The 21860-nt window shown below is 60.5% G+C and carries 21 protein-coding genes; 5 read left to right on the plus strand and 16 right to left on the minus strand.

Translation table 11 applies throughout. The features are described from left to right. Positions 1-20: 20 nt before the first annotated feature. From AAAU26_RS05865 to AAAU26_RS05880, 4 genes are all read left to right on the plus strand, one after another. Positions 21-1337 carry an NAD(P)-dependent oxidoreductase gene (locus AAAU26_RS05865; protein WP_207676679.1) on the plus strand — a complete coding sequence of 439 codons (1317 nt, stop codon included), beginning with the start codon at positions 21-23 and terminating at the stop codon, positions 1335-1337. A 183-nt stretch (positions 1338-1520) separates the two neighbouring features. Beyond that, the gene (locus AAAU26_RS05870; RefSeq protein WP_158395210.1) at positions 1521-3071 is read left to right on the plus strand and encodes a DUF1538 domain-containing protein; all 1551 of its coding nucleotides are present in this window, start codon (positions 1521-1523) and stop codon (positions 3069-3071) included. Positions 3072-3083: 12 nt separating this feature from the next. Continuing rightward, positions 3084-3758, plus strand: coding sequence for a P-II family nitrogen regulator (locus AAAU26_RS05875; RefSeq protein ID WP_149795335.1), 675 nt, complete (start codon positions 3084-3086; stop codon positions 3756-3758). 113 nt (positions 3759-3871) lie between these two features. Continuing rightward, on the plus strand, positions 3872-4741 hold the full coding sequence (locus AAAU26_RS05880; RefSeq protein ID WP_227618587.1) for a YitT family protein: 870 nt from the start codon (positions 3872-3874) through the stop codon (positions 4739-4741). Between the two features lie 36 nt (positions 4742-4777). On the opposite strand, the gene AAAU26_RS05885 is transcribed toward AAAU26_RS05880, so the two are convergent. Both AAAU26_RS05885 and AAAU26_RS05890 read right to left on the minus strand, forming a co-directional pair. Next, a complete protein-coding gene (locus AAAU26_RS05885; RefSeq protein ID WP_227618588.1) occupies positions 4778-6394 on the minus strand; it encodes a phospholipase D-like domain-containing protein in 1617 nt (538 codons plus the stop codon). Next, positions 6391-7017, minus strand: coding sequence for a C39 family peptidase (locus AAAU26_RS05890; protein WP_227618589.1), 627 nt, complete (start codon positions 7015-7017; stop codon positions 6391-6393). The genes AAAU26_RS05885 and AAAU26_RS05890 overlap by 4 nt, the downstream gene beginning before the upstream one ends. A 130-nt stretch (positions 7018-7147) precedes the next feature. Between AAAU26_RS05890 and udk the strand changes: the two genes are divergently transcribed. Then, entirely contained in the window at positions 7148-7777 is a 630-nt protein-coding gene (gene udk / locus AAAU26_RS05895; RefSeq protein WP_149795331.1) for a uridine kinase, read from the plus strand. A gap of 60 nt (positions 7778-7837) precedes the next feature. On the opposite strand, the gene atpC is transcribed toward udk, so the two are convergent. From atpC to glgB, 14 genes are all read right to left on the minus strand, one after another. Beyond that, positions 7838-8239, minus strand: coding sequence for an ATP synthase F1 subunit epsilon (gene atpC / locus AAAU26_RS05900; RefSeq protein WP_158402025.1), 402 nt, complete (start codon positions 8237-8239; stop codon positions 7838-7840). Positions 8240-8242: 3 nt separating this feature from the next. Beyond that, a complete protein-coding gene (gene atpD, locus AAAU26_RS05905; RefSeq protein WP_149795328.1) occupies positions 8243-9637 on the minus strand; it encodes a F0F1 ATP synthase subunit beta in 1395 nt (464 codons plus the stop codon). Positions 9638-9801: 164 nt separating this feature from the next. Continuing rightward, the gene (gene atpG, locus AAAU26_RS05910; protein WP_015564619.1) at positions 9802-10650 is read right to left on the minus strand and encodes an ATP synthase F1 subunit gamma; all 849 of its coding nucleotides are present in this window, start codon (positions 10648-10650) and stop codon (positions 9802-9804) included. 19 nt (positions 10651-10669) lie between these two features. Beyond that, complete coding sequence (atpA, locus tag AAAU26_RS05915) at positions 10670-12190, minus strand: F0F1 ATP synthase subunit alpha (protein ID WP_158395215.1); 1521 nt, start codon at positions 12188-12190, stop codon at positions 10670-10672. A 138-nt stretch (positions 12191-12328) separates the two neighbouring features. Next, positions 12329-12868, minus strand: a complete 540-nt coding sequence (atpH, locus tag AAAU26_RS05920; protein WP_015564617.1) for an ATP synthase F1 subunit delta — start codon at positions 12866-12868, stop codon at positions 12329-12331. Then, positions 12865-13371 carry a F0F1 ATP synthase subunit B gene (gene atpF / locus AAAU26_RS05925; RefSeq protein WP_158395216.1) on the minus strand — a complete coding sequence of 169 codons (507 nt, stop codon included), beginning with the start codon at positions 13369-13371 and terminating at the stop codon, positions 12865-12867. The genes atpH and atpF overlap by 4 nt, the downstream gene beginning before the upstream one ends. 44 nt (positions 13372-13415) lie before the next feature. Then, complete coding sequence (atpE, locus tag AAAU26_RS05930) at positions 13416-13697, minus strand: ATP synthase F0 subunit C (protein ID WP_015564615.1); 282 nt, start codon at positions 13695-13697, stop codon at positions 13416-13418. A 53-nt stretch (positions 13698-13750) separates the two neighbouring features. After that, on the minus strand, positions 13751-14494 hold the full coding sequence (locus tag AAAU26_RS05935) for a F0F1 ATP synthase subunit A (protein WP_158395217.1): 744 nt from the start codon (positions 14492-14494) through the stop codon (positions 13751-13753). Positions 14495-14497: 3 nt separating this feature from the next. Beyond that, positions 14498-14998 (minus strand): ATP synthase subunit I, encoded by a 501-nt coding sequence (locus AAAU26_RS05940; RefSeq protein WP_149795324.1) that lies wholly within the window; start codon positions 14996-14998, stop codon positions 14498-14500. 20 nt (positions 14999-15018) lie between these two features. Further along, positions 15019-15279, minus strand: a complete 261-nt coding sequence (locus tag AAAU26_RS05945; RefSeq protein WP_149795323.1) for an AtpZ/AtpI family protein — start codon at positions 15277-15279, stop codon at positions 15019-15021. A 361-nt stretch (positions 15280-15640) separates the two neighbouring features. Continuing rightward, positions 15641-17059: a glycogen synthase gene (locus tag AAAU26_RS05950; RefSeq protein WP_227618590.1), complete on the minus strand. Its 1419-nt coding sequence runs from the start codon at positions 17057-17059 to the stop codon at positions 15641-15643. Positions 17060-17205: 146 nt separating this feature from the next. Next, positions 17206-18333 carry a glucose-1-phosphate adenylyltransferase subunit GlgD gene (gene glgD / locus AAAU26_RS05955; RefSeq protein WP_227618591.1) on the minus strand — a complete coding sequence of 376 codons (1128 nt, stop codon included), beginning with the start codon at positions 18331-18333 and terminating at the stop codon, positions 17206-17208. Further along, entirely contained in the window at positions 18327-19520 is a 1194-nt protein-coding gene (locus tag AAAU26_RS05960) for a glucose-1-phosphate adenylyltransferase (protein ID WP_227618592.1), read from the minus strand. Before AAAU26_RS05960 ends, glgD begins: the two co-directional genes overlap by 7 nt. A gap of 72 nt (positions 19521-19592) precedes the next feature. Continuing rightward, the gene (gene glgB / locus AAAU26_RS05965) at positions 19593-21815 is read right to left on the minus strand and encodes a 1,4-alpha-glucan branching protein GlgB (protein ID WP_227618593.1); all 2223 of its coding nucleotides are present in this window, start codon (positions 21813-21815) and stop codon (positions 19593-19595) included. Positions 21816-21860 lie beyond the last annotated feature (45 nt).

The following is a 21860-nucleotide window of genomic DNA, read 5'->3' on the forward strand; positions in this document are numbered from 1 at the left end:
GACAGGCACAAGGAGGAACCATGGCACTTCACGTTCTGGACGAAGCCAACCGCTGCCTCGGCTGCAAAAAGCCGATGTGCCAGCAGGGCTGCCCCATCCACACCAACATTCCCGAGGTCATCCGCCTGCTCAAGGACAATCACCTCGACGACGCCGGCCGGATGCTGTTTGAAAACAACCCCCTGACCACTGTGTGCAGCCTCGTGTGCAACCACGAGAACCAGTGCGAGGGCCACTGCATCCGCAACCGGATGCCCAGCCACGACCCCGTCCACTTCTCCATCATCGAGGACTACATCTCCACCACCTACGCCAACAAGATGACTTCCGGCCCCGCCCCCAGGAACGGCATGAAGGCCGCTGTCGTCGGCTCCGGCCCTGCGGGCCTGACCGTCGCCGTCCTGCTGGCACGCTGGGGTTACGATGTCACCATCTTCGACGCCCGCGACAAGATCGGCGGCGTCATGCGGTACGGCATCCCCAACTACCGCCTGCCCGACAGCGTGCTGGACGACTTCCAGTACCGCCACCTCGAGCTGAAGGGCATCCACGTCCGCCCCAATACCGCCATCGGCAAGACCATCACCATCGACGACCTCTTCCGGGACGGCTACAAGAGCGTCTTTATCGGCGCTGGTCTGTGGAAGGCCAACGCCATGCACATCAAGGGCGAGACGCTGGGCAACGCGGCCTTCGGCATCGACTATCTGGCCAACTCCAAGGCCTTCCAGCTGGGCGACGACATCGCCGTCATCGGCGTGGGCAACTCCGCCATGGACTGCGCCCGCACTGCCATCCGCAACGGCGCACGCCACGTCACCTGCTACGCCCGCCGCGACGAGGAGTGCATCAGCGCTTCCGAGCATGAAGTGCGGTACGCCAAGCTCGAGGGCGTGGGCTTCCGCTTCTGCAAGGCTCCGGTGGAGATCCGTGAGAACGGCATCATCTGCCGCGACACCGTGAAGGGCGAGGACGGCAAGTTCACCCAGGTAGAGGGCAGCGAGACCTTCTATCCCCACACCGGCGTCATCGTCTCGGTGAGCCAGGGTTCTGAGAACTCCCTCGTCAAGACCACCACCGGCATCGAGACCAACCAGCGCGGCCTGCTCACTGTCAACGAGGACGGCAGCACCACCCGCGAGGGCGTGTTCGCCGGCGGCGACGCCGTCATGGGCGCGCGCACCGTCGTGGAGGCCGTGGCCATCGCCAAGAAGGTGGCCGAGTCCATGGACGCCTACATGAAGGCTCTGCCCGCCGACAACACTCCCGACCCCTACGCCGATATTCCGGTGTTCTCCACCCCGACTTCTGACGTTCTGGCAAAGCAGGGCATCTAAATCCTGATCTCCAAGGCTGCTGTGCAAAAGCGCGGCAGCCTTTTCTTTTTGTAACATTTCTGTTTCTTTGCCAATCTTAGCCGCTCTTTTGTTGACGGACTTTTGTCTGTTTTTGTATACTTGATAAGGAAATATCTCTCAATTCCAACGCCCGGCGGCACTGCTTCTGGGCGGGAAAGGCTGGTGGACATCATTATCAAATCATCCATCCCCAAACTTCGGGAGAAGCTGCTGGAGGCACTGCAGGCCGTCCTGCCCATCGCGGCCATCGTGCTGGTGCTCTGTTTCAGCATCGCCCCTGTTTCTCCGAGCATCCTGCTCTGCTTTCTGCTGGGCGCTGCCATGATCATCGTCGGCATCATGTTCTTCACTCTGGGTGCCGAGATGAGCATGACCCCCATGGGCGAGCGGGTCGGCTCCATGCTCACCCGAAGCCAGAACCTTTTTCTCATCATCGGCGTGGGTTTCCTGCTGGGCTTCCTTATCACCATCTCAGAGCCTGACTTACAGGTGCTTGCCAATCAGGTACCCTCCATCCCCAACATGACCCTCATCCTCTCGGTGGCTGCGGGCGTGGGCATCTTCCTCGTCATGGCCTTCCTGCGTATGCTGCTGGGCATCCCGCTGCCCCGGCTGCTGGTCATCTTTTACGCTGCCATCTTCCTTCTGGCTGCATTTGTGCCGAAAGAGTTTCTGGCCGTGGCCTTCGACTCCGGCGGCGTCACCACCGGCCCCATGACCGTCCCCTTCATCATGGCGCTGGGCGTCGGTGTGTCGGCCATCCGCTCCGACCGCCATGCAGCGGACGACAGCTTCGGCCTCGTAGCCCTCTGCTCCGTAGGTCCCATCCTCGCCGTCCTCATCCTCGGCATCGTCTTCAATGCCAGCGAGAGCAGCTACGTGCCGCCGGTCATCCCCGAAGTGGGCGACTCGGTGGAGCTGTGGCAGCTGTTCAGCGAGGGCCTGCCCACCTATCTGCACGAGATTGCCACTTCCCTGCTGCCCATCGTCGTGATGTTCGGCATCTTCCAGCTCGCCGCCCTTCACATCGACCGGCGGACGCTGGGCCGCATCGGCGTAGGCCTCGTCTATACTTACATCGGCCTCGTGCTCTTCCTCACCGGGGCGAACATCGGCTTCATGCCCGCCGGCAACTACCTCGGTCAGGTCCTGGGCGGCCAGAGCAGCCGGTGGCTGCTCATCCCCATCGGGATGCTCATCGGCTACTTTATCGTCCGGGCCGAGCCGGCGGTCTATGTCCTCAACAAACAGGTCGAAGAAGTCACCGACGGTGCCATCTCCGCCGGGACGATGGGCGCGGCCCTCTCGGCCGGCGTTGCCCTCTCGGTGGGCCTTGCGATGGTGCGCGTCCTCACCGGCATCTCGATTCTGTGGTTCCTCATCCCGGGCTACCTCTTCGCCATCAGCATCTCCTTTGTGGTGCCGAAGCTCTACACCGCCATCGCCTTTGACGCCGGCGGCGTGGCCTCCGGTCCCATGACGGCCACCTTCCTGCTGCCGCTGGCGCAGGGTGCCTGCATCGCCGTAGGCGGCAACATCGTCACCGACGCCTTCGGCGTGGTGGCCATGGTCGCCATGACGCCCCTCATCACCGTCCAGCTCATGGGCCTTGTGGCCCAGCTCAAGACCCGCAAGGCCCGCAGCGCCCAGCCCCTGCTGGATACTGCCGCCCTGCTGGCCGAACTGCCGGACGACGCCATCATCGAACTGTAAGGAGGCTTTGCCGTGAATACGCTTTACTGGCTGGTCACCATCACCGACCGCCCCACGACAGACGCCTTTCTGAAGCTGTATAAAAGCTTCGGCGTCGATGTCAGTCTGCGCACTGTGGGTGCCGGCACCGCCGTTCAGGAGACGCTTTCCACCCTCGGGCTGGAAAAGACCGAAAAAGCTGTGCTCTTTGCCATCATCACAGCGGACAGCTGGCCCCGCATCCAGAAAGCCTTGCGCCGCCAGATGCGCATTGATGTGCCGGGTACCGGCATTGCATTCATCGTCCCGGTAAGCAGCATCGGCGGCAAACGCGCCCTGCTGTTCCTCACCGAACACCAGACCCTTGAGCTGAAGGAGGAAAGCACCTTGAAAGATACCCGTTACGACCTGCTGCTGGTCATCGCTAATCAGGGCTACACCGGCTCTATCATGGACGCGGCCCGGGCCGCAGGAGCCGGCGGCGGCACCGTCATCCACGCCAAAGGCACCGGCATGGAGGGCGCGGCCAGGTTCATGGGCATCGACCTCGTGAACGAAAAAGAGCTGGTGCTCATCGTCAGCCGCACTTCCGAGAAGAACGCCATCATGAAAGCCATCATGGACAACGCCGACAAAAAGGCCGGCTCCATCGTCTTCTCGCTGCCCGTCACCGACACTGCCGGCCTGCGCCTGCTGGACGAAGAGTAAAAAATCAAACTTTCATCTGTCAAATGAACAAAAATCCACGCTCCGGCAGGCCGCCGGGCGTGGATTTTTTTACCGTTTTCCGGTATGATAGAAGGGATATGGGAGGAAACGCTATGAATCAGAATCCGCACTGGAAGCAGCTTATCTGGAACTGGGCTTCCATCATCTTCGGCAACGCGCTCTACTCGCTGGCCGTTGCGCTGTTCCTCGAGCCGGCGGGCCTCATCACCGGCGGCGCGACCGGCATCGCACTGGCCATCGGGCGATTGACGGGCCTGCCCGTCTCGGGGCTGCTGTTCTTCATCAACCTCGCCATGCTGGTCTGGGGCTGGGTGGTCCTGGGCCGGGCCTTCGCCCTCAATACGCTGGCCAGCAGTGTTCTCAGCCCCGCCTTCCTCGCCCTGTTCGAGGGGATGGCGAATGGCCGGGTGCTGACGGAGGACATCTTCCTCTGCACCGTCTTTGCGGGCCTCGGCATCGGCGTCTCACTGGGCATCGTCATCCGCTCCGGTGCATCCACCGGCGGCCTCGACATCCCGCCGCTGGTGCTCAACAAATGGTTCAAGCTGCCGGTGTCGGCCACCATGCTGGCTTTCGACATCATGGTCCTGCTGATGCAGGCTGTGTTCAGCCCGATGCCGCAGGTGCTGTACGGCATTGTGATGGTGCTCATCCACACCATCGTCATGGATAAGATGCTGATGATGGGTGCCAGCCGCACCGAGGTAAAGATCATCAGCAGCCAGTCCGACGCCATCTGTGCCGCCATCCTCGAGCAGCTGGACCGGGGCGTGACCATCCTCCACGGCGAGGGCGGCTACACCCACGAGTCCAGCGCCGTGCTTCTGAGCATCGTGTCCAACCGGGAACTGCCCCGGCTGGAAAAGCTGGCCCACAGCATCGACCCCACCTGCTTCCTCATCGTGAGCCATGTCACCGAGGTCAGCGGCCGGGGCTTCTCGATGGATAAGGATTATTTGTAAAACAAAGGGGAATGCCGAACGGCATTCCCCTTTGTTTTACAGTAATGGTGCAATAACTTTCAGTAAAATTCCTGCCAGATGGAGCAGCACTTTGCCCTCCCAGATGCTCTCCCGGGTGGGCTCGACGTCGCGGCAGAATTCCAGCGTCTTCTGGAAATCCTTCTCGATGGCGGGGATGCAGGCGGTATCCTTCATCCAGACCGCATTCTCGAAGTGGTGGTAGAGGCTGCGGTAGTCGAGGTTTATGGTACCCACCACGGCCTCGCTGTCGTCCACCACAAAGACCTTCGCGTGGACGAAACCGGGCAGCCACTCGCTGATCTTCACGCCCGAGTCCAGCAGAGACTTGTAGTGCGTCTTCGCCAGCGCATAGGCGAACTTCTTATCCGGCACATGGGGCAGGATGAGGTGGACGTCCACGCCCCGCTCTGCCGCGAACTTGAGGGCCGTTTCCAGCTCGCCGTCGAGGATGAGGTAGGGCGTCATGATGTGGATGTAGCGCTTGGCGCGGTTGAGCAGGTCGATATAGACCATCTCCCCCACCCGCTCACCGTCCAGCGGGCAATCGCCGTAAGGGGCCGCGAACCCCTTCGCCGGGACGGAGTGGGGCGGCACGGAGAGGAACTTCTCAAACTCCGGCTCCCGGAGGATGCTCCACATCTCGAGGAAGAGGATGGTCAGCGGTCGGACAGCCTCGCCTTCCAGCATGACGGCGGCGTCCTTCCAGCGGCCATACTTCTCGATGTGGTTGATGTACTCGTCGGCGAGGTTCACGCCGCCGGTAAAACCCACCTTGCCATCAATGACGAGAATTTTCCGGTGGTCGCGGTAATTATAATGGGTCGAGACAAAGGGCTGCACCGGCGAGAACACCCGGCACTGGATGCCCAGCTTTTCGAGGCGGCTGGGGTAATCCCGGGGCAGGGTGGTGAACTCGCAGGTGCCATCGTACATCACCCGGACGTCCACGCCCTCAGCGGCCTTGCGGGCCAGCACTTCGAGGATCTTGCCCCACATGAGGCCCTCGTCGATGATGAAGTACTCGAGGAAGATGTACTTCTCGGCCTTTTCCAGTTGGCGCAGCAGCTCTTCGAACTTGGCCTCGCCGCCGGGGAAGTAGGTAACTTCCGTGTTCCTGTAGACCGAGAAGCCGCCGCCCTTTCCGTGGAGATACCGCGCCAGCGAGGCCGCGCCGGGGTCGGCTTCGGCCAGCTCCTGGGCCGCAGCCAGTGGCTGGGGCTGTAAGCCCCGGGCCTCCTCAGTGAGGTGGGTCACCCGCTTTTTCAGGGCGTTGTGGCCGATGTTGCTCTTGACGTAGAAAAACAGCGGTACGCCCACGACCGGCAGGATGGCGATGGTGACCATCCATGTGATCTTAGCACTGTTGTCCATCTCGCTGTTGAGGATGTAGACCACCATGAAGGCCGACATGGCCACACTGCCGCCGAAGTAATGGGGCAGCAGTCCGCCGAACCACCGGAACACGCTCCACAGTACACCGACCTGCAACAGCATGAGCAGCAGCACCAGCCCGAAGCGGCTGAAAATCGCGTGGACGATGCCCTTCTGACCCTTTTTCAGGAGGCGGAGGCCGCCGTCCTCGAACTGCTGCATCCTGTCTTTCATGTTCTGCTGAAGTTCTTCTTTTTTCATGCTTCTCCTTTCGGGCGGAGGGTGACGGCGAACAGCCCCTGGGCCGCGTGGCAGTCCTCCACCAGCTGCTTCGGCTGCGGGCAGACGCCGTGGTCATGCCACGGGTCGTTGAACCAGTAGTTTTTGTCATCGTAGCCCACCAGCAGCAGGCAGTGCTCGTTGCACTTCCATGCAAAGTCGGTGCCATCGGCCAGCAGCCAGTGGTCGCGCTTTTCCGGCACGGGCTGGAAATCCAGCGTCGCCCAGAACACCACCGGCATCCCGGCGTCGATATAAGAGCAAAGCTCTGCCGCCGTCTTGCCGCTCTCGTCCACGACTTCGAACCTGTCGGCTGCGCCCTCGTGCTCCAGAGCGCTGTTCAGGGCCTTGACGATACAGGGCGAATAGCAGCCGTAGCCGGTGTGGTCGTGGGGGTCGCCGGGGTAGACCTGCCACGGGTCAGGGCCGTAGAGTTTTCCGTCCTGTTCCCAGTAAGGGGCGTGGGGCAGGTCGCGGGCGATGAAGGTATCCGGGTCGATGTCGATGCCCACGGCCTGGAGCAGCATGACGCTGCTGATGCTCTCGCAGCCATTGACCCAGCGCTCAGTCTGGTCGATGTACGGGGCAGGAACGATTTTTTTCATCAAAATGCCTCCCAGCAGAGATTCGGCCCTGTCAAAACAGAGCGAAGTGTGTTATTATGTAGGATAAGAATATTATACCCTACTCTGGGGATTTTTTCTACAACAATCGGCACGCGGAGGTTTTTGGAACATGAATAATCTGATCATCGGCATCGCAGGCGGCTCCGGCAGCGGCAAGACCACACTGGCCTGTCGGCTCAAGGCACTTTTCGGGGAGGACGAGGTGCGTCTCATCTCCCACGACAGCTACTACAAGCGCCACGACGAGCTGCCCTTTGAAGAACGCTGCAAGCTGAACTACGACCACCCGGACGCCTTCGACAACGCCCTGCTCATCTACCACTTACAGGAGCTGAAGGCAGGCCGCGCCATCGACTGCCCGGTGTACGACTACGCCGACCACAACCGCAGCAACGAGGTCCAGCACATCGAACCGGCCCCCGTCCTCATCGTGGAAGGCATCCTCCCCTTCGTGGAGCCGGAGCTGTGCGCCATGTTCGACTACAAAATTTTCGTGGACACCGATGCCGATGAGCGCATCCTGCGCCGTCTGGTGCGGGACGTCAAGGAGCGCGGCCGCTCCCTCGACAGCGTCATCAACCAGTACCTCACCACCGTCAAGCCCATGCATGAGGCTTTCGTTGAGCCCAGCAAGCGCAACGCTGACATCATCGTCCCCAACGGCGGCGAGAACACCACCGCCATCGAGATGCTGGCTCACCACATCCGCAGCCTCATCGAGAAGGCAAATATGCTCTAAAAGCTTCTAATACAGCAAAAGCCGGAGCCCCCGCGGGGGCTCCGGCTTTTGTTTCAGCTGTTACTCCTTGATGGAGGTGCGCACCAGCGCGCGCTTGAGGCGGGCCTGTGCCATCTCGTACTCGCGGCGGTCGAGGTCTTTGCGGGCCAGGATCTCTTCGGCGCGCTTTTTTGCGGCCTCGGCGCGGGTGTGGTCGATCTGCTCAGCCCACTCCCATGTGGTGGCTACCAGACGCACCTCACCGTCCAGCACGGTGAGCATCCCGCCCATGCAGGCGGCACGGCGGCGGCTGCCCTCGGCATCAACGATGTGGGCCTCGCCCATGCCCAGCGCGGTGCAGTAGTCGCCGTGCTTGGCCAGAATGGCAAGGTCACCGTCGATGGCGCGGCAGACCACACGCTCGGCCTGCCCTTCAAAGGCGCAGCCGTCCGGTGTGACCACCGTCAGATGAAAGGTCGTCATGGTTTACCCCTTCTTCGCCTTAGCGAACACATCGTCGATGGTGCCTGCGAACAGGAAGGCGCTCTCGGGCAGGTCGTCGCACTCGCCGTTCAGGATCATGCGGAAGCCGCGCAGCGTCTCTTTCAGCGGGACGTACTGGCCGGGCATACCGGTGAACTGCTCTGCAACGTGGAAGCTCTGGCTCAGGAAGCGCTGCACCTTGCGGGCGCGGCTGACGGTGCGCTTGTCATCCTCGCTCAGCTCGTCCATGCCCATGATGGCGATGATGTCCTGCAGCTCCTTGTAGCGCTGCAACACCTTCTGGACCGCACGGGCGATTTCATAATGCTCCTGACCCACGACCTCCGGGCTGAGGATACGGCTGGTGGAGTCCAGCGGGTCCACAGCGGGGTAGATGCCCTGAGAGGCAATGTCACGGCTCAGAACCGTGGTAGCGTCCAGATGGGTGAACGTCGTTGCAGGAGCGGGGTCGGTCAGGTCGTCGGCGGGGACGTAGACAGCCTGCACCGAGGTGATGGAGCCCTTGCGGGTGGAGGTGATGCGCTCCTGCAGAGCGCCCATCTCGGTAGCCAGCGTAGGCTGGTAGCCGACGGCGGAGGGCATACGGCCCAGCAGAGCCGACACCTCAGAGCCTGCCTGGGTGAAGCGGAAGATGTTGTCGATGAAGAGCAGCACGTCCTGATTCTTGACGTCGCGGAAATACTCCGCCATGGTCAGGCCGGACAGTGCCACGCGCATACGGGCTCCTGGGGGCTCGTTCATCTGGCCGTAGACCAGCGCCGTCTTGTTGATGACGCCGCTCTCGGTCATTTCACCGTAAAGGTCGTTGCCCTCACGGGTGCGCTCGCCGACACCGGTGAACACCGAGTAGCCGTTGTGCTCGGTGGCGATGTTGTAGATCAGCTCCTGGATAAGGACGGTCTTGCCGACACCGGCACCGCCGAACAGGCCGATCTTGCCGCCCTTGGCGTAGGGGCAGATGAGGTCAACGACCTTGATGCCGGTCTCCAGAATTTCGGTGGTGGACTGCTGCTCCTCATAGCTGGGAGCGGGGCGATGGATGGGCCAGTAAGCCTCCGGGGTGGGGGCGGGCTTATTGTCCACCGGCTCACCCAGCAGGTTGAACACGCGGCCCAGGCACTGGTCGCCGACGGGGACCTTGATGGACTCGCCGGTGTCCACGGCCTCGGTGCCGCGCACCAGGCCGTCGGTGCTGCTCATGGCGATGCAGCGGGCGACGTTGTCACCGGTCAGCTGCGCCACCTCGACCACCAGCTTCTGGCCGTGGTTGTCGATCTCGATGGCGTTGAGCAGGTCCGGCAGCTCTCCATCCTTGAACTGGATGTCCAGCACCGGGCCGATGACTTGGATCACCTTGCCGATGTGTTTTTCGGACATAGGCTACAACTCCTTCTCTTAAACCTCTCCGTCATCGCTGCGCGATGCCACCTCCCCTACCGAGGGGAGGCCTTGGCATTCCGCAAAGCTTCATCTCTTCGCCAGAGGCTCCCCTACCAGGGGAGCTGTCGAGCGATAGCGAGACTGAGAGGTTGGTTCATTTTTTAATTTTCCGCACCAGCCACGATCTCGGTGATCTCCTGCGTGATGGCGGCCTGACGGGCGCGGTTGTAATACAGATTCAGATGCTCTATCATCTCGCCGGCATTCTTGGTGGCGGCATCCATGGCGGTGCGGCGGGCGGCCAGCTCACTGGCCACGCTCTCGCACACGGCGCCGTAGAGGACACCAGCCACATACTCGGGGATGATAGCGCCGAACACTTCCTCGCAACTGGGTTTGTACAGGATCTGGCTCCGACGGGCCTCAGCCTTCTGGGCCTCGGTGGGCTCGATGGTCAGGGGCAGCACCTCGAGGGTGGTGGCCGTCTGGGTCATCATGGAGTCAAAGCGGGTGTAGCAGAGCTTCACCGCGTCGTACTCGCCCTTGAGGAAGCCTTCCGTTATCTGGTGGGACAGGGTGAAGCACTCGCTCACCGACACATCCGCCGCCATCAGCACCTCGGGGGTGAAGAGGCCGGCCCCGTGGTGGGCGAAATACTCTGCGGAGCGCTTGCCGATGGGCAGCACGGTGACGGGGCCTTCGGCGGCGTCGGCCTGCTTGAACACATTGGCGTTATAGCCGCCGGCCAGGCCGCGGTCGCCCGCGATGACTACCAGCAGAGTCCGCTTGATGTCGTCCCGGCGCAGATAGGGATTGCGGGCGCGGGGGTCTGCCGCCGCTATCTTGGTCAGCGATTCGTACAGCGTCTCAAAGTAGGGGCGGCTGTGCTCCACCCGCTCCTTGGCACGGCGCATTTTGGAGGAAGCCACCAGCTCCATAGCCTTGGTGATCTGCATGGTACTCTCTACGCTTTTGATGCGCAGCTTGATGTCCTTCATGGAACCTGCCATGCGTTACGCCTCCTTCCTGTCAGTGTGCCTTGATAAAGTTCTCGGTGTAAGCGGACAGCACACCCTTCAGAGCTTCCTCGGCGTCCTTTTCCAGCTTGCCGGTGGTGCGGATGGTCTCCATCACGGAAGCACCGGCTGCGTCGGTATCGAGATACTCGTACAGGCCCTTCTCGTACTCGGCCACGGCAGGCACCTTGATGTTCACGAGGTAGTCGTGGATGGTCGCGTAGAGGATGGCCACCTGCTTTTCGACCGCAACGGGAGCGGAGCGGTTCTGCTTGAGCACCTCAACGATGCGCTCGCCCTGTGCCAGACGGGCCTTGGTGTCGGCGTCCAGGTCGGAGCCGAACTGCGCGAAGGACTGCAGCTCACGGTACTGAGAATAAATCAGCTTCAAAGTACCGGCGACCTTCTTCATGGCCTTGATCTGGGCGTTGCCGCCGACACGGGAGACCGAGATGCCGGGGTTGACGGCCGGCATGACGCCCGAGTGGAACAGCTCCGTCTCAAGGAAGATCTGGCCGTCGGTGATGGAGATGACGTTCGTGGGGATGTAGGCGGACACATCGCCCGCCTGCGTCTCGATGATGGGCAGTGCCGTCAGGCTGCCGCCGCCCAGCTCGTCGGAGAGCTTGGCCGCGCGTTCCAGCAGACGGGAGTGCAGATAGAAGACGTCGCCGGGGTAAGCCTCACGTCCCGGAGGACGGCGGATCAGCAGCGACAGGGCGCGGTAAGCGACAGCGTGCTTGGACAGGTCGTCGTAGATGATAAGGACGTGCTTGCCCTTGTGCATGAAGTATTCGCCCATGGCGCAGCCGGAGTAGGGAGCGATATACTGCAGGGGCGACAGCTCGGATGCCGTTGCCGACACCACGATGGTGTAGCTCATGGCACCGGCCTCGGTGAGGCTCTGCACGAGGTTTGCCACGGTAGAGCGCTTCTGGCCGATGGCGACGTAGATGCAGATGACGTCCTTGCCCTTCTGGTTGATGATGGTATCGGACGCGATGGTGGTCTTGCCGGTCTGGCGGTCGCCGATGATCAGCTCACGCTGGCCGCGGCCGATGGGGATCATGGAGTCGATGGCCTTGATGCCGGTCTGCAGCGGCTCCTTGACGGGCTGGCGCTCGATGATGCCGGGAGCAGGGCTCTCGATGGGGCGGAACTCCGTCGTCTCGATGGGGCCTGCACCGTCGATGGGCTGGCCCAGTGCGTTGACGACACGGCCGATCAGTGCCTCGCCCACAGGGACGGACACGACCTTGCCGGTGCGCTTGACGGTGCTGCCCTCTTTGATTCCGACGTCAGAGCCCAGCAGAACGATGGAGACGGTGTTCTCCTCGAGGTTCTGGGCCATGCCGTACTCGCCGTTCTCAAACTGGAGCAGCTCGCCTGCCATGCACTTTTCCAGACCGCTGGCGCGGGCGATGCCGTCGCCCACCAGAATGACCGTGCCGACCTCGCTCTGCTCGATGACATTTTCGTAATGCTTGATCTGAGCACGGATGATCTTGGAGATCTCTTCAGGTTTCAGTTGCATTGTTGTGTCTTCACCACTCAATTCTTTGTAAACTTTCGGGTGGATAGCCCTCTCAGGCACTTCGGTCCAGCTTTGCCTTCTCGCCTTGCGGCTCCGAGAGCAGCCGGGCTTCGCGTTTACCCGAGGGCTTCGTATTCGTTACAGTGTTGCTGCTGCGATGCTGCTGCGCAGGCCGGCGAGACGGCTGCGGACGGTGCCGTCCAGCTCGGTGCCTTCGATGTCCAGCCGGATGCCGCCCAGCACAGCAGGCTCGACCTTCGTTTTGAGGTCGATGTGCCTGCCGGTGACTTTTTCCAGCTTTTCGTGCAGGCGCCTGGTCTGCTCTGCCGTGAGAGGCACAGCGGAAACAGCAGTCGCTTCCAGAATGCCGTGAGCCTCATTGTAGCGCAGGCGGTAAGCCCGGGCGCAGCCCGGCAGCTCCCGCAGAGCGCCTTTTTCGCACAGCAGCTTCATAAAGTTGAGCACATAGAGGTGGACCTGCCCGCGGAAGGCTTCGTCCAACAGCGCACAGCGCTCTTTCTTGGGGATGCTGGGGATGCTGAGCAGATGCAGATACTCGGCGTCCCCGTTCAGCAGGGCGGTCACGCCATCCAGTTCGCCCAGAATGCGCTCGTCCAGCCCTTCCTCCGCGGCCAGGTCGTACAGGCTTCCGCCGTACATCCTTGCAGTCTCGGTCATGATGCTTCACCCACGTTTTTGATAAATTCGTCGATCAGGTCCTGATGGTCAGCCTCTTTGATCTCGCGCTCGACCACCTTGGAGGCGATCTCCATTGCCATACCGCCGATCTCGTCCTTGACCTCGTTGACAGCCTTCTTGCGCTCCTGCGCAATGTCGGCCTCGGCCTTCTGCTTGAGGGCAGCGGCCTGTGCGCGGGCCTCGCCCAGCAGCTCTTCGCTGCGGGCAGTAGCCGTCTTCTGGGCGGCGGCCACGATCTGGTTGGCCTCGGTGCGGGCATTCTGCAGGTTCTGCTCGTACTCCGCCTTCATGGCCTCGGCCTCGGTGCGCAGCTTTTCGGCGTCCGCGATCTGGCTGTCCGCCTTGGCCTTGCGCTCGGCGATGACTTTTTTGACCGGGTTCAGCAGCAGCTTTTTGAAGATCACCAGCTGGATCATCAGGTTGCAGATCTGGGCCAGAAACGTCCAGCCATCCAGCGTGATCAATGCCTGATAAAGTTGCATAAGCGTCTCCCCTTTCTCTTGAAATCAAGCTCTGAAAGGAGCGCTTACTGCAGGTAGTTCATGAACATACCGGGTGCGAGGAAGATGAGCAGCAGACCGGTGACGAAGCCGTAGATACCGGTGGTCTCAGACAGTGCGACGCCGAGGATGAGGGTGCTGGTCACGTCGCTCTTGCACTCGGGCTGACGACCGACAGCCTCACAGGCAGCAGCGGCAGCGTTGCCTTCGCCGATACCAGGGCCGATACCTGCGATCAGTGCGCAGCCTGCGCCGATGCCGCAGCCAGCCAGAGCGATACCACGAGCAAGGAATTGAAAGTCAGTCATAGTTTGTGTCCTCCTGAAAATGTTTGTTTTTGGGGGATGCCGGGGTGGGATGCTTACTCCTCACCGGCAGCACGTTTGATGAAGATGGTGGTCAGGGTACAGAAGATGAACGCCTGAATGCAGCCGCCGAACCAGTCGAAATACAGGCCCGTGAAGGCCGGGATGCCGATCTGGAACAGCTGAAGCTGGCTCAGGAATCCGGGCAGCCAGCCAAAAATGACGTGGCTCAGGCTCGCCAGCGCCCAGTACAGCAGGGTGGAGATAACGGTACCGGACAGGATGTTGCCGAAGTGACGGAAGGCCATGCTGACAGGGGTGGACACCTCCGACAGCACATTGATGGGCGCCATCAGGAAGATGGGGTCCAGCAGGCCCTTCAGATAGGCGAGGATGCCGTTGGTCTTTATCTTGTAGTACATGATGATGATGAACACCACGATGGCCCAGGCCGCCTCGGTGTTCAGGTCTGCCGTGGGGCTCCACAGGCCTACCACACTGATCAGGTTGCAGCCGATGCTGAGTGCGAAGATAGCACCCACCAGCGGGATGAACTTATCAAAGTGCCAGCCCATGTTGTCGTGGACGAACTGGTCCAGCCGTTCCACGATGAACTCGGCGGCGGCCTGCCGTTTGGAGACGTTTTCCAGTTTGAGGTCACGCCCCAGCCAGAAGGCCAGAGCCGAGAGCAGCGCCATGACGATCCATGTGCTCACAAGAGTCTGGGTGATCTTGAAATCGCCCAGCACAGGGATATTGGTATGGATGGTATACAGGATCTTTGCGCCGTTCAGTTCCATTTGTTACGTTTCACCCCCTTTTTCATCGGGTGCGGACTGCTGCGCGTCGGCAGGTTCGGGGTCGTCCTCCACCGAGACGTCCACCGGCTCTGCCTTCGGCGTGAGCGGTTTGTACTTGCCCGTTATTTGCAGGTAATAAATGGTAACACGGGGGAAAAACAGCGGCAGCACACTGGCAAAGGGCTGGAAGCAGGGGGCCGCGACGGCCACCACCACCCACAGCGCCTGCAGCAGCATCCGGCTGTTGTAGGAAAGCTGTAATGTTGCCTTGCGGCGCTTCTCATCCGGCTCGTCGATGATTTTTTGGACCACGAAGCAGATGCCCGCAAAGTTGCCGATGGCGACGGCTGCGCCCACGAGGCTGCCGAGGACGACCGTATAGTCGAACTTCACCCAGCCCACCAGATGCAGCGCCGCGAAAAGCACCCACATGATCGCGGTGCAGAATGCCGTGCCGCCCGCGATGCGGAGCAGCTCCTTTTTGGATTCCGGCTGTAATTTCATAGATGTAGCTCTCCCTTATCTCATAAATGCGAGTTAAAGCCTGTCCGGCGGGGCTTGTCCTTTTTGGAGCGGTCGAGCCGCTCTTTGACGAAGACCCAGAAGTTCTGCGCCCCGGCGGCAAGCCCCAGCAGCACAGCGGGCAGATACACCCACATGGGCCAGCCCCAATGGCTGACGGCCCACCAGCAGCCGCCCAGACACATCACCAGCGGCAGCAGCATATTCAACCCCAGCTGGGTCAGCCAGACCAGGTCTTCCAGTGCCTTGTACCAGCCCTTCACGGTCCGGCTCCCCTCCCTCTGCGTGCGCTCCGGGCCGCTCTGTCTTTTTTGCCCGATCTGCACGTTAAACTTTGAACAAAGGCTCTTTACTCTCCATTATACTCAAAACGGCTGTAAAATTCAATCAATTTTCTACTGCTTTTTAGCAAAATTCTATAAACGCAGAGAAGTTCGTCGCTTCTAACCAAAAGTTTTTCGGTTCAACCGCTGTTCTTCTCCGTGTCATTTATCATTCTGCCCCGTTTGAGAAAGAAAAAGCGTTTCCTTTTGGGACGATTTTGCTGAAAGGCACAAAAAGCCCCGGCGGGCGCTGTCCTAAAACAGTACCCGCCGGGGCGTAAATCGTGCTTTGGTCTATCTTTTACCAGAGGTTTGCAGTCTCATTGTAGAGGCCCTCATAGCTCTTGGCAGAGACATCCCAGCTGAAGTCGCACTCCATGTCGTACCTGATAAGGTTGTTCCAGTTTTCCTTGCTGTAGTAGCGGTCCTGTGCGCGGCAGCAGGCATCGTACAGCTCGTGGGCGCTGTAGCCCGCGAAGGTGAAGCCATTGCCCTCGCCGAGGGTGCAGTCGTGGATGGAGTCGCGCAGACCACCGGTCTCGCGGATGATGGGAGGCGTGCCGTAACGGCAGGCGACCATCTGGGCCAGACCGCAGGGCTCGCTCTTGGACGGCATGATGAAGGCATCTGCGCCGGCATAGATCTCCTGCGACAGGGTGGGTTCAAAGCCGATGTAGGTGCCTACACGGCCCGGATGACGGCCGCACAGGTCGGAGAAGAAGTTCTCGTACTGGCTCTCGCCGCTGCCCAGGATGACCAGCTCGATGCCGCGGTCCACGAGGCCGTCGGCCACGCTCTGCACGAGATCGAAGCCCTTCATGCCGACCATGCGGCTGACCATTGCAAAGACGGGGCTGCCGTCCTTGTTGAGGCCGAACCTATCCTGCAGAGCCTCCTTGCACTTTGCCTTGCCCTCTTCGAAGTTGTTGACATCGTAGTTGAAGGCGATGTGGGGGTCGGTAGCAGGGTTGTTGGCGTCCATGTCGATACCGTTCAGGATGCCGCAGAGCTTGTACTGCTTCTCGCGCAGCAGAGCGTCCAGACCGTAGCTGAACCACGGGTCGAGGATCTCCTGTGCATAGGTGGGGCTGACGGTGGTGATCTTGTCTGCCGTCTCGATGGCACCCTTCATGAAGTTGGCGCAGCCATCGTACTCCACGATATGCTGGTCGCGGCGGCCGATGCCGCAGGTGTCTTCCAGAATATCAGTGCCGTACTTGCCCTGATAGGCGATGTTGTGGATGGTGAAGATGGTCTTGATGCGGTTGAACTTGTCCAGATGACGATAGTACAGGTTCAGGTACACCGGCACCAGAGCGGTCTGCCAGTCGTTGCAGTTGATGATGTCGGGGGTAAAGTCGATGTAGAACAGGGTCTCCAGCACTGCGCGGGAGAAGAAGGCGAAGCGCTCGCCGTCGTCGTAGAAGCCGTAGAGGCCGCGGCGCTTGAAGTAATACTCGTTGTCGAGGAAATAGTAGGTCACGCCATCGACCTCAGCCTTGAACAGGCCGCAGTACTGGCTGCGCCAGCCCACAGGGACCGAGTAGTTGGTAACGTATTCCAGTTTGTCGCGGAACTTCAGGTCACCATACAGTGGCATGATGACGCGGGCATCCACGCCGTCCTTGACCAGCGCTTTGGGCAGGGAGCCGGCCACATCGGCCAGACCGCCGGATTTTGCAAAGGGGGTTGCTTCCGAAGCAGCATACAGGATCTTCATAAGATTCGCTCCTTCCTGATAAAACGGATTTATATCTCCTCCCGCTGCGGCAAAAAGAGCGGGCGGGGGTACACACAGTACCCCCGCCCCTCTTTAAGAGGGGCTACCGGGGAGGGAGCCGCCCCTATGGGAGATTCTCAAACGGTTCAGACGATGTGGTTCTTCTGAACGTAAACAGGGAAGCTCTTGGTGCCGCTCAGCTTCTTTTCTGCGGTGATGCGGACGTTCTTGTCCGTCACGACGCAGTCCAGCTCAGCGCCAGGCTCCACCACGGTGTCCTGCATCAGGACGCAGTTCTTGACGACGGCACCTTTCTTGACCTTGACGCCGCGGAACAGCACGCAGTTCTCCACGGTGCCTTCGATGACGCAGCCGTCAGCCAGCAGAGAGTTGCTGACGCTGGAACCGGTGACGTAACGGGTGGGGTTGTCGTCGCGGATCTTGGTGTAAACGGGGTTCTTCTTGGGGAAGAGGGCGTTCAGATTCTTCTCATCAATGAGCTTCAGGTTCTCGTCGAAGTAGCTCTTCATGTCGCAGACATGAGCCACATAGCCGGTGTACTCCAGCGCATGGATGTTCAGGATGTTGACGTTGTGAGCCAGGATGTCGCGCTCGAAGTAGATGAGGCCGCGGGCGGTAGCGTCCTTGACCAGCTTGATGAGGGTCTGGCGCTCCATGACATAGATGTTCAAATCGAGGTTCTGCTTGCCGGGGCGGTAATCGTTGAACAGCAGCTCGGTCACACGGCCATCGGCATCGACGGTCAGGGTGTAGTTGTCGTTCTTGCGGCCCTCAGGGATCTCGGTCTTCTGGTAGGCCACGGTGACGTCTGCGCCGCTGGCCTGATGAGCAGCCAGCAGGGCGTTGAAGTCGTAGTTGATGGCGATGTTGGCATCGCTCATGACCACATAGCGCTCCTTCTGGTTCTCGAGGAAGCTCAGGATGGAGCCAAGAGCCTCGACGCGGCCGGAGTAGATGCGCACGCCCTTCTCAGCAAAGGGAGGGACGATGTTCAGGCCGCCGTGACGGCGGGCCATATCCCACTCGCGGCCGGTACCCAGATGGTCCATCAGGGAATGGTAGTTCTTGCGCACCACGACAGACACGTTGGAGATGCCGCAGTTGGCCATGCTGGACAGGACAAAGTCCACCATGCGGTAACGGCCTGCGAAGGGGATCGAGGCCATTGCGCGCTCGGTCACCAGCTCAGGCACGGTGTTATCATAGCTGTTGGGGAAAATGATGCCCAACGCATTGTTGTTCTGGCTCAGCATACTTCCTCGCCCTCCTTGACGGAATCAAATACTTTGGCGCCCTCTTTGACGGCAGCGCCTGCGCCGATGGTCAGACCGATGCCGACATGTGCGATGGGGCCGTCGCCGCCGATCTTGGCGCCTGCGCCCACCACGACGTTCTCAGCGAGGATGCAGCGCTTGACCACTGCGCCTGCCTTGACCACGACGCCATCCATCAGGACGGCATCCTCGACCGTTGCGCCCTCTTCCACGACGACGCCTGCGCTCAGCACAGAGTGCTTGACGCAGCCGTAGATCTGGCAGCCCTCAGTGACCAGCGAATCCTGCACAACAGCGCGGGGGCCGATCTTCTGGGCGGGCAGCACGGGGTTGCGGCTGTAGATCTTCCACTTCTCGTCGAAGATGTCGATGCCGGAGTTCTCGGGGTCCAGAACCTCCATGTTGGCTTCCCACAGGCTGTCGATGGTACCCACGTCACGCCAGTAGCCGTTGAAGTGGTAAGCATACATCTTGCGGCCGTCGCGCAGCAGTGCGGGGATGATGTTCATGCCGAAGTCGTTCTTGGAGTTGGGGTCTGCCTCGTCCTCTTCCAGATACTTCTTGAGGACATCCCAGTTGAAGATGTAGATGCCCATGGAAGCCAGATTGGACTTCGGCACAGGGGGCTTCTCCTGGAACTCGGTGATCCTGTCGTCCTCGTCTGCGACCATCAGGCCGAAACGGGAAGCTTCCTTCCAGTCAACTTCCATGACGGCCACAGAGAACTCTGCGCCCTTCTCCTTGTGGAAGCGGAGGAAGTCGGCGTAATCCTGCTTGCAGATCTGGTCGCCGGACAGGATGATGACGTACTCCGGGTCATAGCTGTCGATGAAGCTGATGTTCTGGTAGATGGCGTTTGCAGTGCCTTTGTACCAGTCGGTACCCTTTGCCTGCTCATAAGGAGGCAGGGTATGGACACCGCCGTACAGACGGTCCAGGTCCCAGGGCTGGCCGTTGCCGATGTACTCGTTCAGCTTCTGGGGCTGATACTGCGTTGCGATGCCAACGGTATCGATGTTGGAGTTGACGCAGTTGGACAGCGGGAAGTCCACGATACGGTATTTGCCGCCAAAGGACACCGCCGGTTTTGCCGTTTTCTGTGTCAGCGCGTACAAACGCGAGCCACGTCCGCCGGCAAGGATCATTGCCACGATTTCTTTTGCCATAGCTTTATTCTCCCCTTTAACATTTCCTGATATTTGGTGGAAATGGTTCAACAATGTTGGTTCGGCCCGGCCTTATTTTTCGGCCTTGTCCGCCTTCTTGGCGCGGGGCTTGCGGGCGGGCTTTTCAGCCGGTTCCGCTGCCTTTTCTGCCTTGGGCTTACGGCCCCGTTTTGCAGGAGCCTTTTCTTCCGCAGGTGCAGCTTCTGCCTTCGGTTTGCGGCCGCGCTTTGCAGGGGCTTTTTCCTCCGCAGGTGCAGCTTCTGCCTTGGGTTTGCGGCCACGCTTTGCAGGTGCCTTTTCCTCAGCCTTTTCGGCCTTTGCGGTCTTGGAAGCCTTCTTGGGTGCAGCCTTTTCCGCTGCCTTCTCCTCGGCGGTCTTGCGGGTGCGCTTTGCAGGCACCTCGAAATAAAGCACGCTCATGGGAGGCAGAGTGATGGTGATGCTCTGCTCGAAGCCGTGGAGCGGCTTCTTCTTGGAGCGGACAGCCTTGTTGTGGACAGTGCCAGCACCGCCGAACGCCTCGTCGTCGCTGTTCAGGATCTCCTTGTAAGTGCCGGAGTTCGGTGCGCCCAGGGTGTATCCCTCGCGCAGGACGGGGTTGAAGTTGCAGACCACAAGGATCTGCTTGCCGTTTGCATCCTTGCGCAGGAAGGCCACGACGCTCTGACGGGAGTCGTCGGGGACGATCCACTGGAAGCCCTCCCAGCTGTAGTCGATCTGCCAGAAAGCGGGATGGTCCTTGTAGAACTTGTTCAGGGTCTTGACGTAGGTCTGCAGCTCGGTGTGCTTGTCGTAGCCCAGCAGCATCCAGTCCAGAGACTTGGTCTCGTTCCACTCAGTGAACTGGCCGAACTCCTGACCCATGAACAGCAGCTTCTTGCCGGGGTGAGCCATCATGTAGCCAAAGAAGGTGCGCAGGTTTGCAAACTTGGCCTCATAGTCACCGGGCATCTTGTTGATGAGGCTGCCCTTGCCGTGGACGACTTCGTCGTGGCTGATGGGCAGCACGAAGTTCTCGCTGAAGGCGTAGAAGAAGCTGAACGTGACCTTGTTGTGGTTGCCCGAACGGAAGAGTGGGTCGGTCTTCATGTAGCTGAGCATATCGTTCATCCAGCCCATGTTCCACTTGAAATTGAAGCCCAGGCCGCCGTCGGAAGCGGGTTTCGTGACCATTGGCCACGCGGTGGACTCCTCTGCGATCATGTACTTGTGGGGGTGACGGCCCAGAATCGTATCGTTGAGCTTGCGCAGGAATGCCACAGCCTCAAGGTTCTCCTTGCCGCCGTCCTTGTTGGGCTCCCACTCGCCCTGCTTACGGTTGTAGTCCAGATAGAGCATGGAAGCCACAGCGTCCACACGCAGGCCGTCGATGTGGTACTGCTCCAGCCAGTAGAGAGCGCTGGAGATGAGGAAGCTCTGCACCTCGCTGCGGCCAAAGTCGAACACCATGGTACCCCACTCTTTGTGCTCGCCGCGCTTGGGGTTCGGGTCTTCGTAGCAGGCTTCGCCATCAAAGTTGTACAGGCCGAACTGGTCTTTCGGGAAGTGAGCCGGCACCCAGTCCATGATGACGCCGATGCCCGCCTCATGCATCTTGTCCACAAAAGCCATCAAATCCTTCGGGGTGCCGTAGCGGCTGGTGGGGGCGAAATAGCCCGTCACCTGATAGCCCCAGCTGCCATCGAAGGGGTACTCCATGACGGGCAGCAGCTCCACGTGGGTGTAGCCCATCTCGGTGATGTACGGGATGAGCTCGTCGGCCAGCTCGGAGTAATTGTAGGGCAGACCGCCCTCTTTCATCTTCCAGCTGCCGGCGTGCATCTCGTAGATGTTCATAGGGCCGTTGATGACATCGGCCTTCTTCTGGGCGTTCTGCCACGCCTCGTCGTGCCAGACAAAGCCGTTCAAATCGTAGACTTTGCTGCCGTTCGAGGGGCGGGTCTCTGCGTGGAACGCATAGGGGTCAGCCTTGTAGACAAGGTCGCCCGCCCGGGTGGTCACGCAATATTTGTAAACATCGTATTCCTTCATGCCCGGGATAAACAGCTCCCACACAGAGTCATTGTCCACCTTGCGCATCGGGTGGCTGCCCGGTTTCCAGCTATTGAAATCGCCTACTACGCTGATGGCCGTCGCGTGCGGTGCCCAGACGCGGAACACCACGCCTGTCTCCCCGGCCCGCTGCTCGATGTGTGCGCCAAAATAGCGGTACGCTTCACAGTTATTGCCCTGCTTGAACAAATACACCGGAAGGTCCGATGGATTGCTGCGGGTCTTTTCCTCAGTCGGTTTCATAAACAGCTCCTCCCCGCACAGGCCGCATGGGCAGTCCTGTGCCTT

The organism is Faecalibacterium longum, assembly GCF_040094125.1.
GTDB classification, from domain to species: domain Bacteria; phylum Bacillota; class Clostridia; order Oscillospirales; family Ruminococcaceae; genus Faecalibacterium; species Faecalibacterium longum.

Bases quoted from the DNA above. Each gene is read 5' to 3' on its own strand.
- AAAU26_RS05865 (WP_207676679.1), top strand. From the start codon at position 21: ATGGCACTTCACGTTCTGGACGAAGCCAACCGCTGCCTCGGCTGCAAA.
- AAAU26_RS05880 (WP_227618587.1), top strand. From the start codon at position 3,872: ATGAATCAGAATCCGCACTGGAAGCAGCTTATCTGGAACTGGGCTTCC.
- AAAU26_RS05885 (WP_227618588.1), bottom strand. From the start codon at position 6,394: ATGAAAAAAGAAGAACTTCAGCAGAACATGAAAGACAGGATGCAGCAG.
- AAAU26_RS05890 (WP_227618589.1), bottom strand. From the start codon at position 7,017: ATGAAAAAAATCGTTCCTGCCCCGTACATCGACCAGACTGAGCGCTGG.
- udk (WP_149795331.1), top strand. From the start codon at position 7,148: ATGAATAATCTGATCATCGGCATCGCAGGCGGCTCCGGCAGCGGCAAG.
- atpC (WP_158402025.1), bottom strand. From the start codon at position 8,239: ATGACGACCTTTCATCTGACGGTGGTCACACCGGACGGCTGCGCCTTT.
- atpD (WP_149795328.1), bottom strand. From the start codon at position 9,637: ATGTCCGAAAAACACATCGGCAAGGTGATCCAAGTCATCGGCCCGGTG.
- atpG (WP_015564619.1), bottom strand. From the start codon at position 10,650: ATGGCAGGTTCCATGAAGGACATCAAGCTGCGCATCAAAAGCGTAGAG.
- atpA (WP_158395215.1), bottom strand. From the start codon at position 12,190: ATGCAACTGAAACCTGAAGAGATCTCCAAGATCATCCGTGCTCAGATC.
- atpH (WP_015564617.1), bottom strand. From the start codon at position 12,868: ATGACCGAGACTGCAAGGATGTACGGCGGAAGCCTGTACGACCTGGCC.
- atpF (WP_158395216.1), bottom strand. From the start codon at position 13,371: ATGCAACTTTATCAGGCATTGATCACGCTGGATGGCTGGACGTTTCTG.
- atpE (WP_015564615.1), bottom strand. From the start codon at position 13,697: ATGACTGACTTTCAATTCCTTGCTCGTGGTATCGCTCTGGCTGGCTGC.
- AAAU26_RS05935 (WP_158395217.1), bottom strand. From the start codon at position 14,494: ATGGAACTGAACGGCGCAAAGATCCTGTATACCATCCATACCAATATC.
- AAAU26_RS05940 (WP_149795324.1), bottom strand. From the start codon at position 14,998: ATGAAATTACAGCCGGAATCCAAAAAGGAGCTGCTCCGCATCGCGGGC.
- AAAU26_RS05950 (WP_227618590.1), bottom strand. From the start codon at position 17,059: ATGAAGATCCTGTATGCTGCTTCGGAAGCAACCCCCTTTGCAAAATCC.
- glgD (WP_227618591.1), bottom strand. From the start codon at position 18,333: ATGCTGAGCCAGAACAACAATGCGTTGGGCATCATTTTCCCCAACAGC.
- AAAU26_RS05960 (WP_227618592.1), bottom strand. From the start codon at position 19,520: ATGGCAAAAGAAATCGTGGCAATGATCCTTGCCGGCGGACGTGGCTCG.
- glgB (WP_227618593.1), bottom strand. From the start codon at position 21,815: ATGAAACCGACTGAGGAAAAGACCCGCAGCAATCCATCGGACCTTCCG.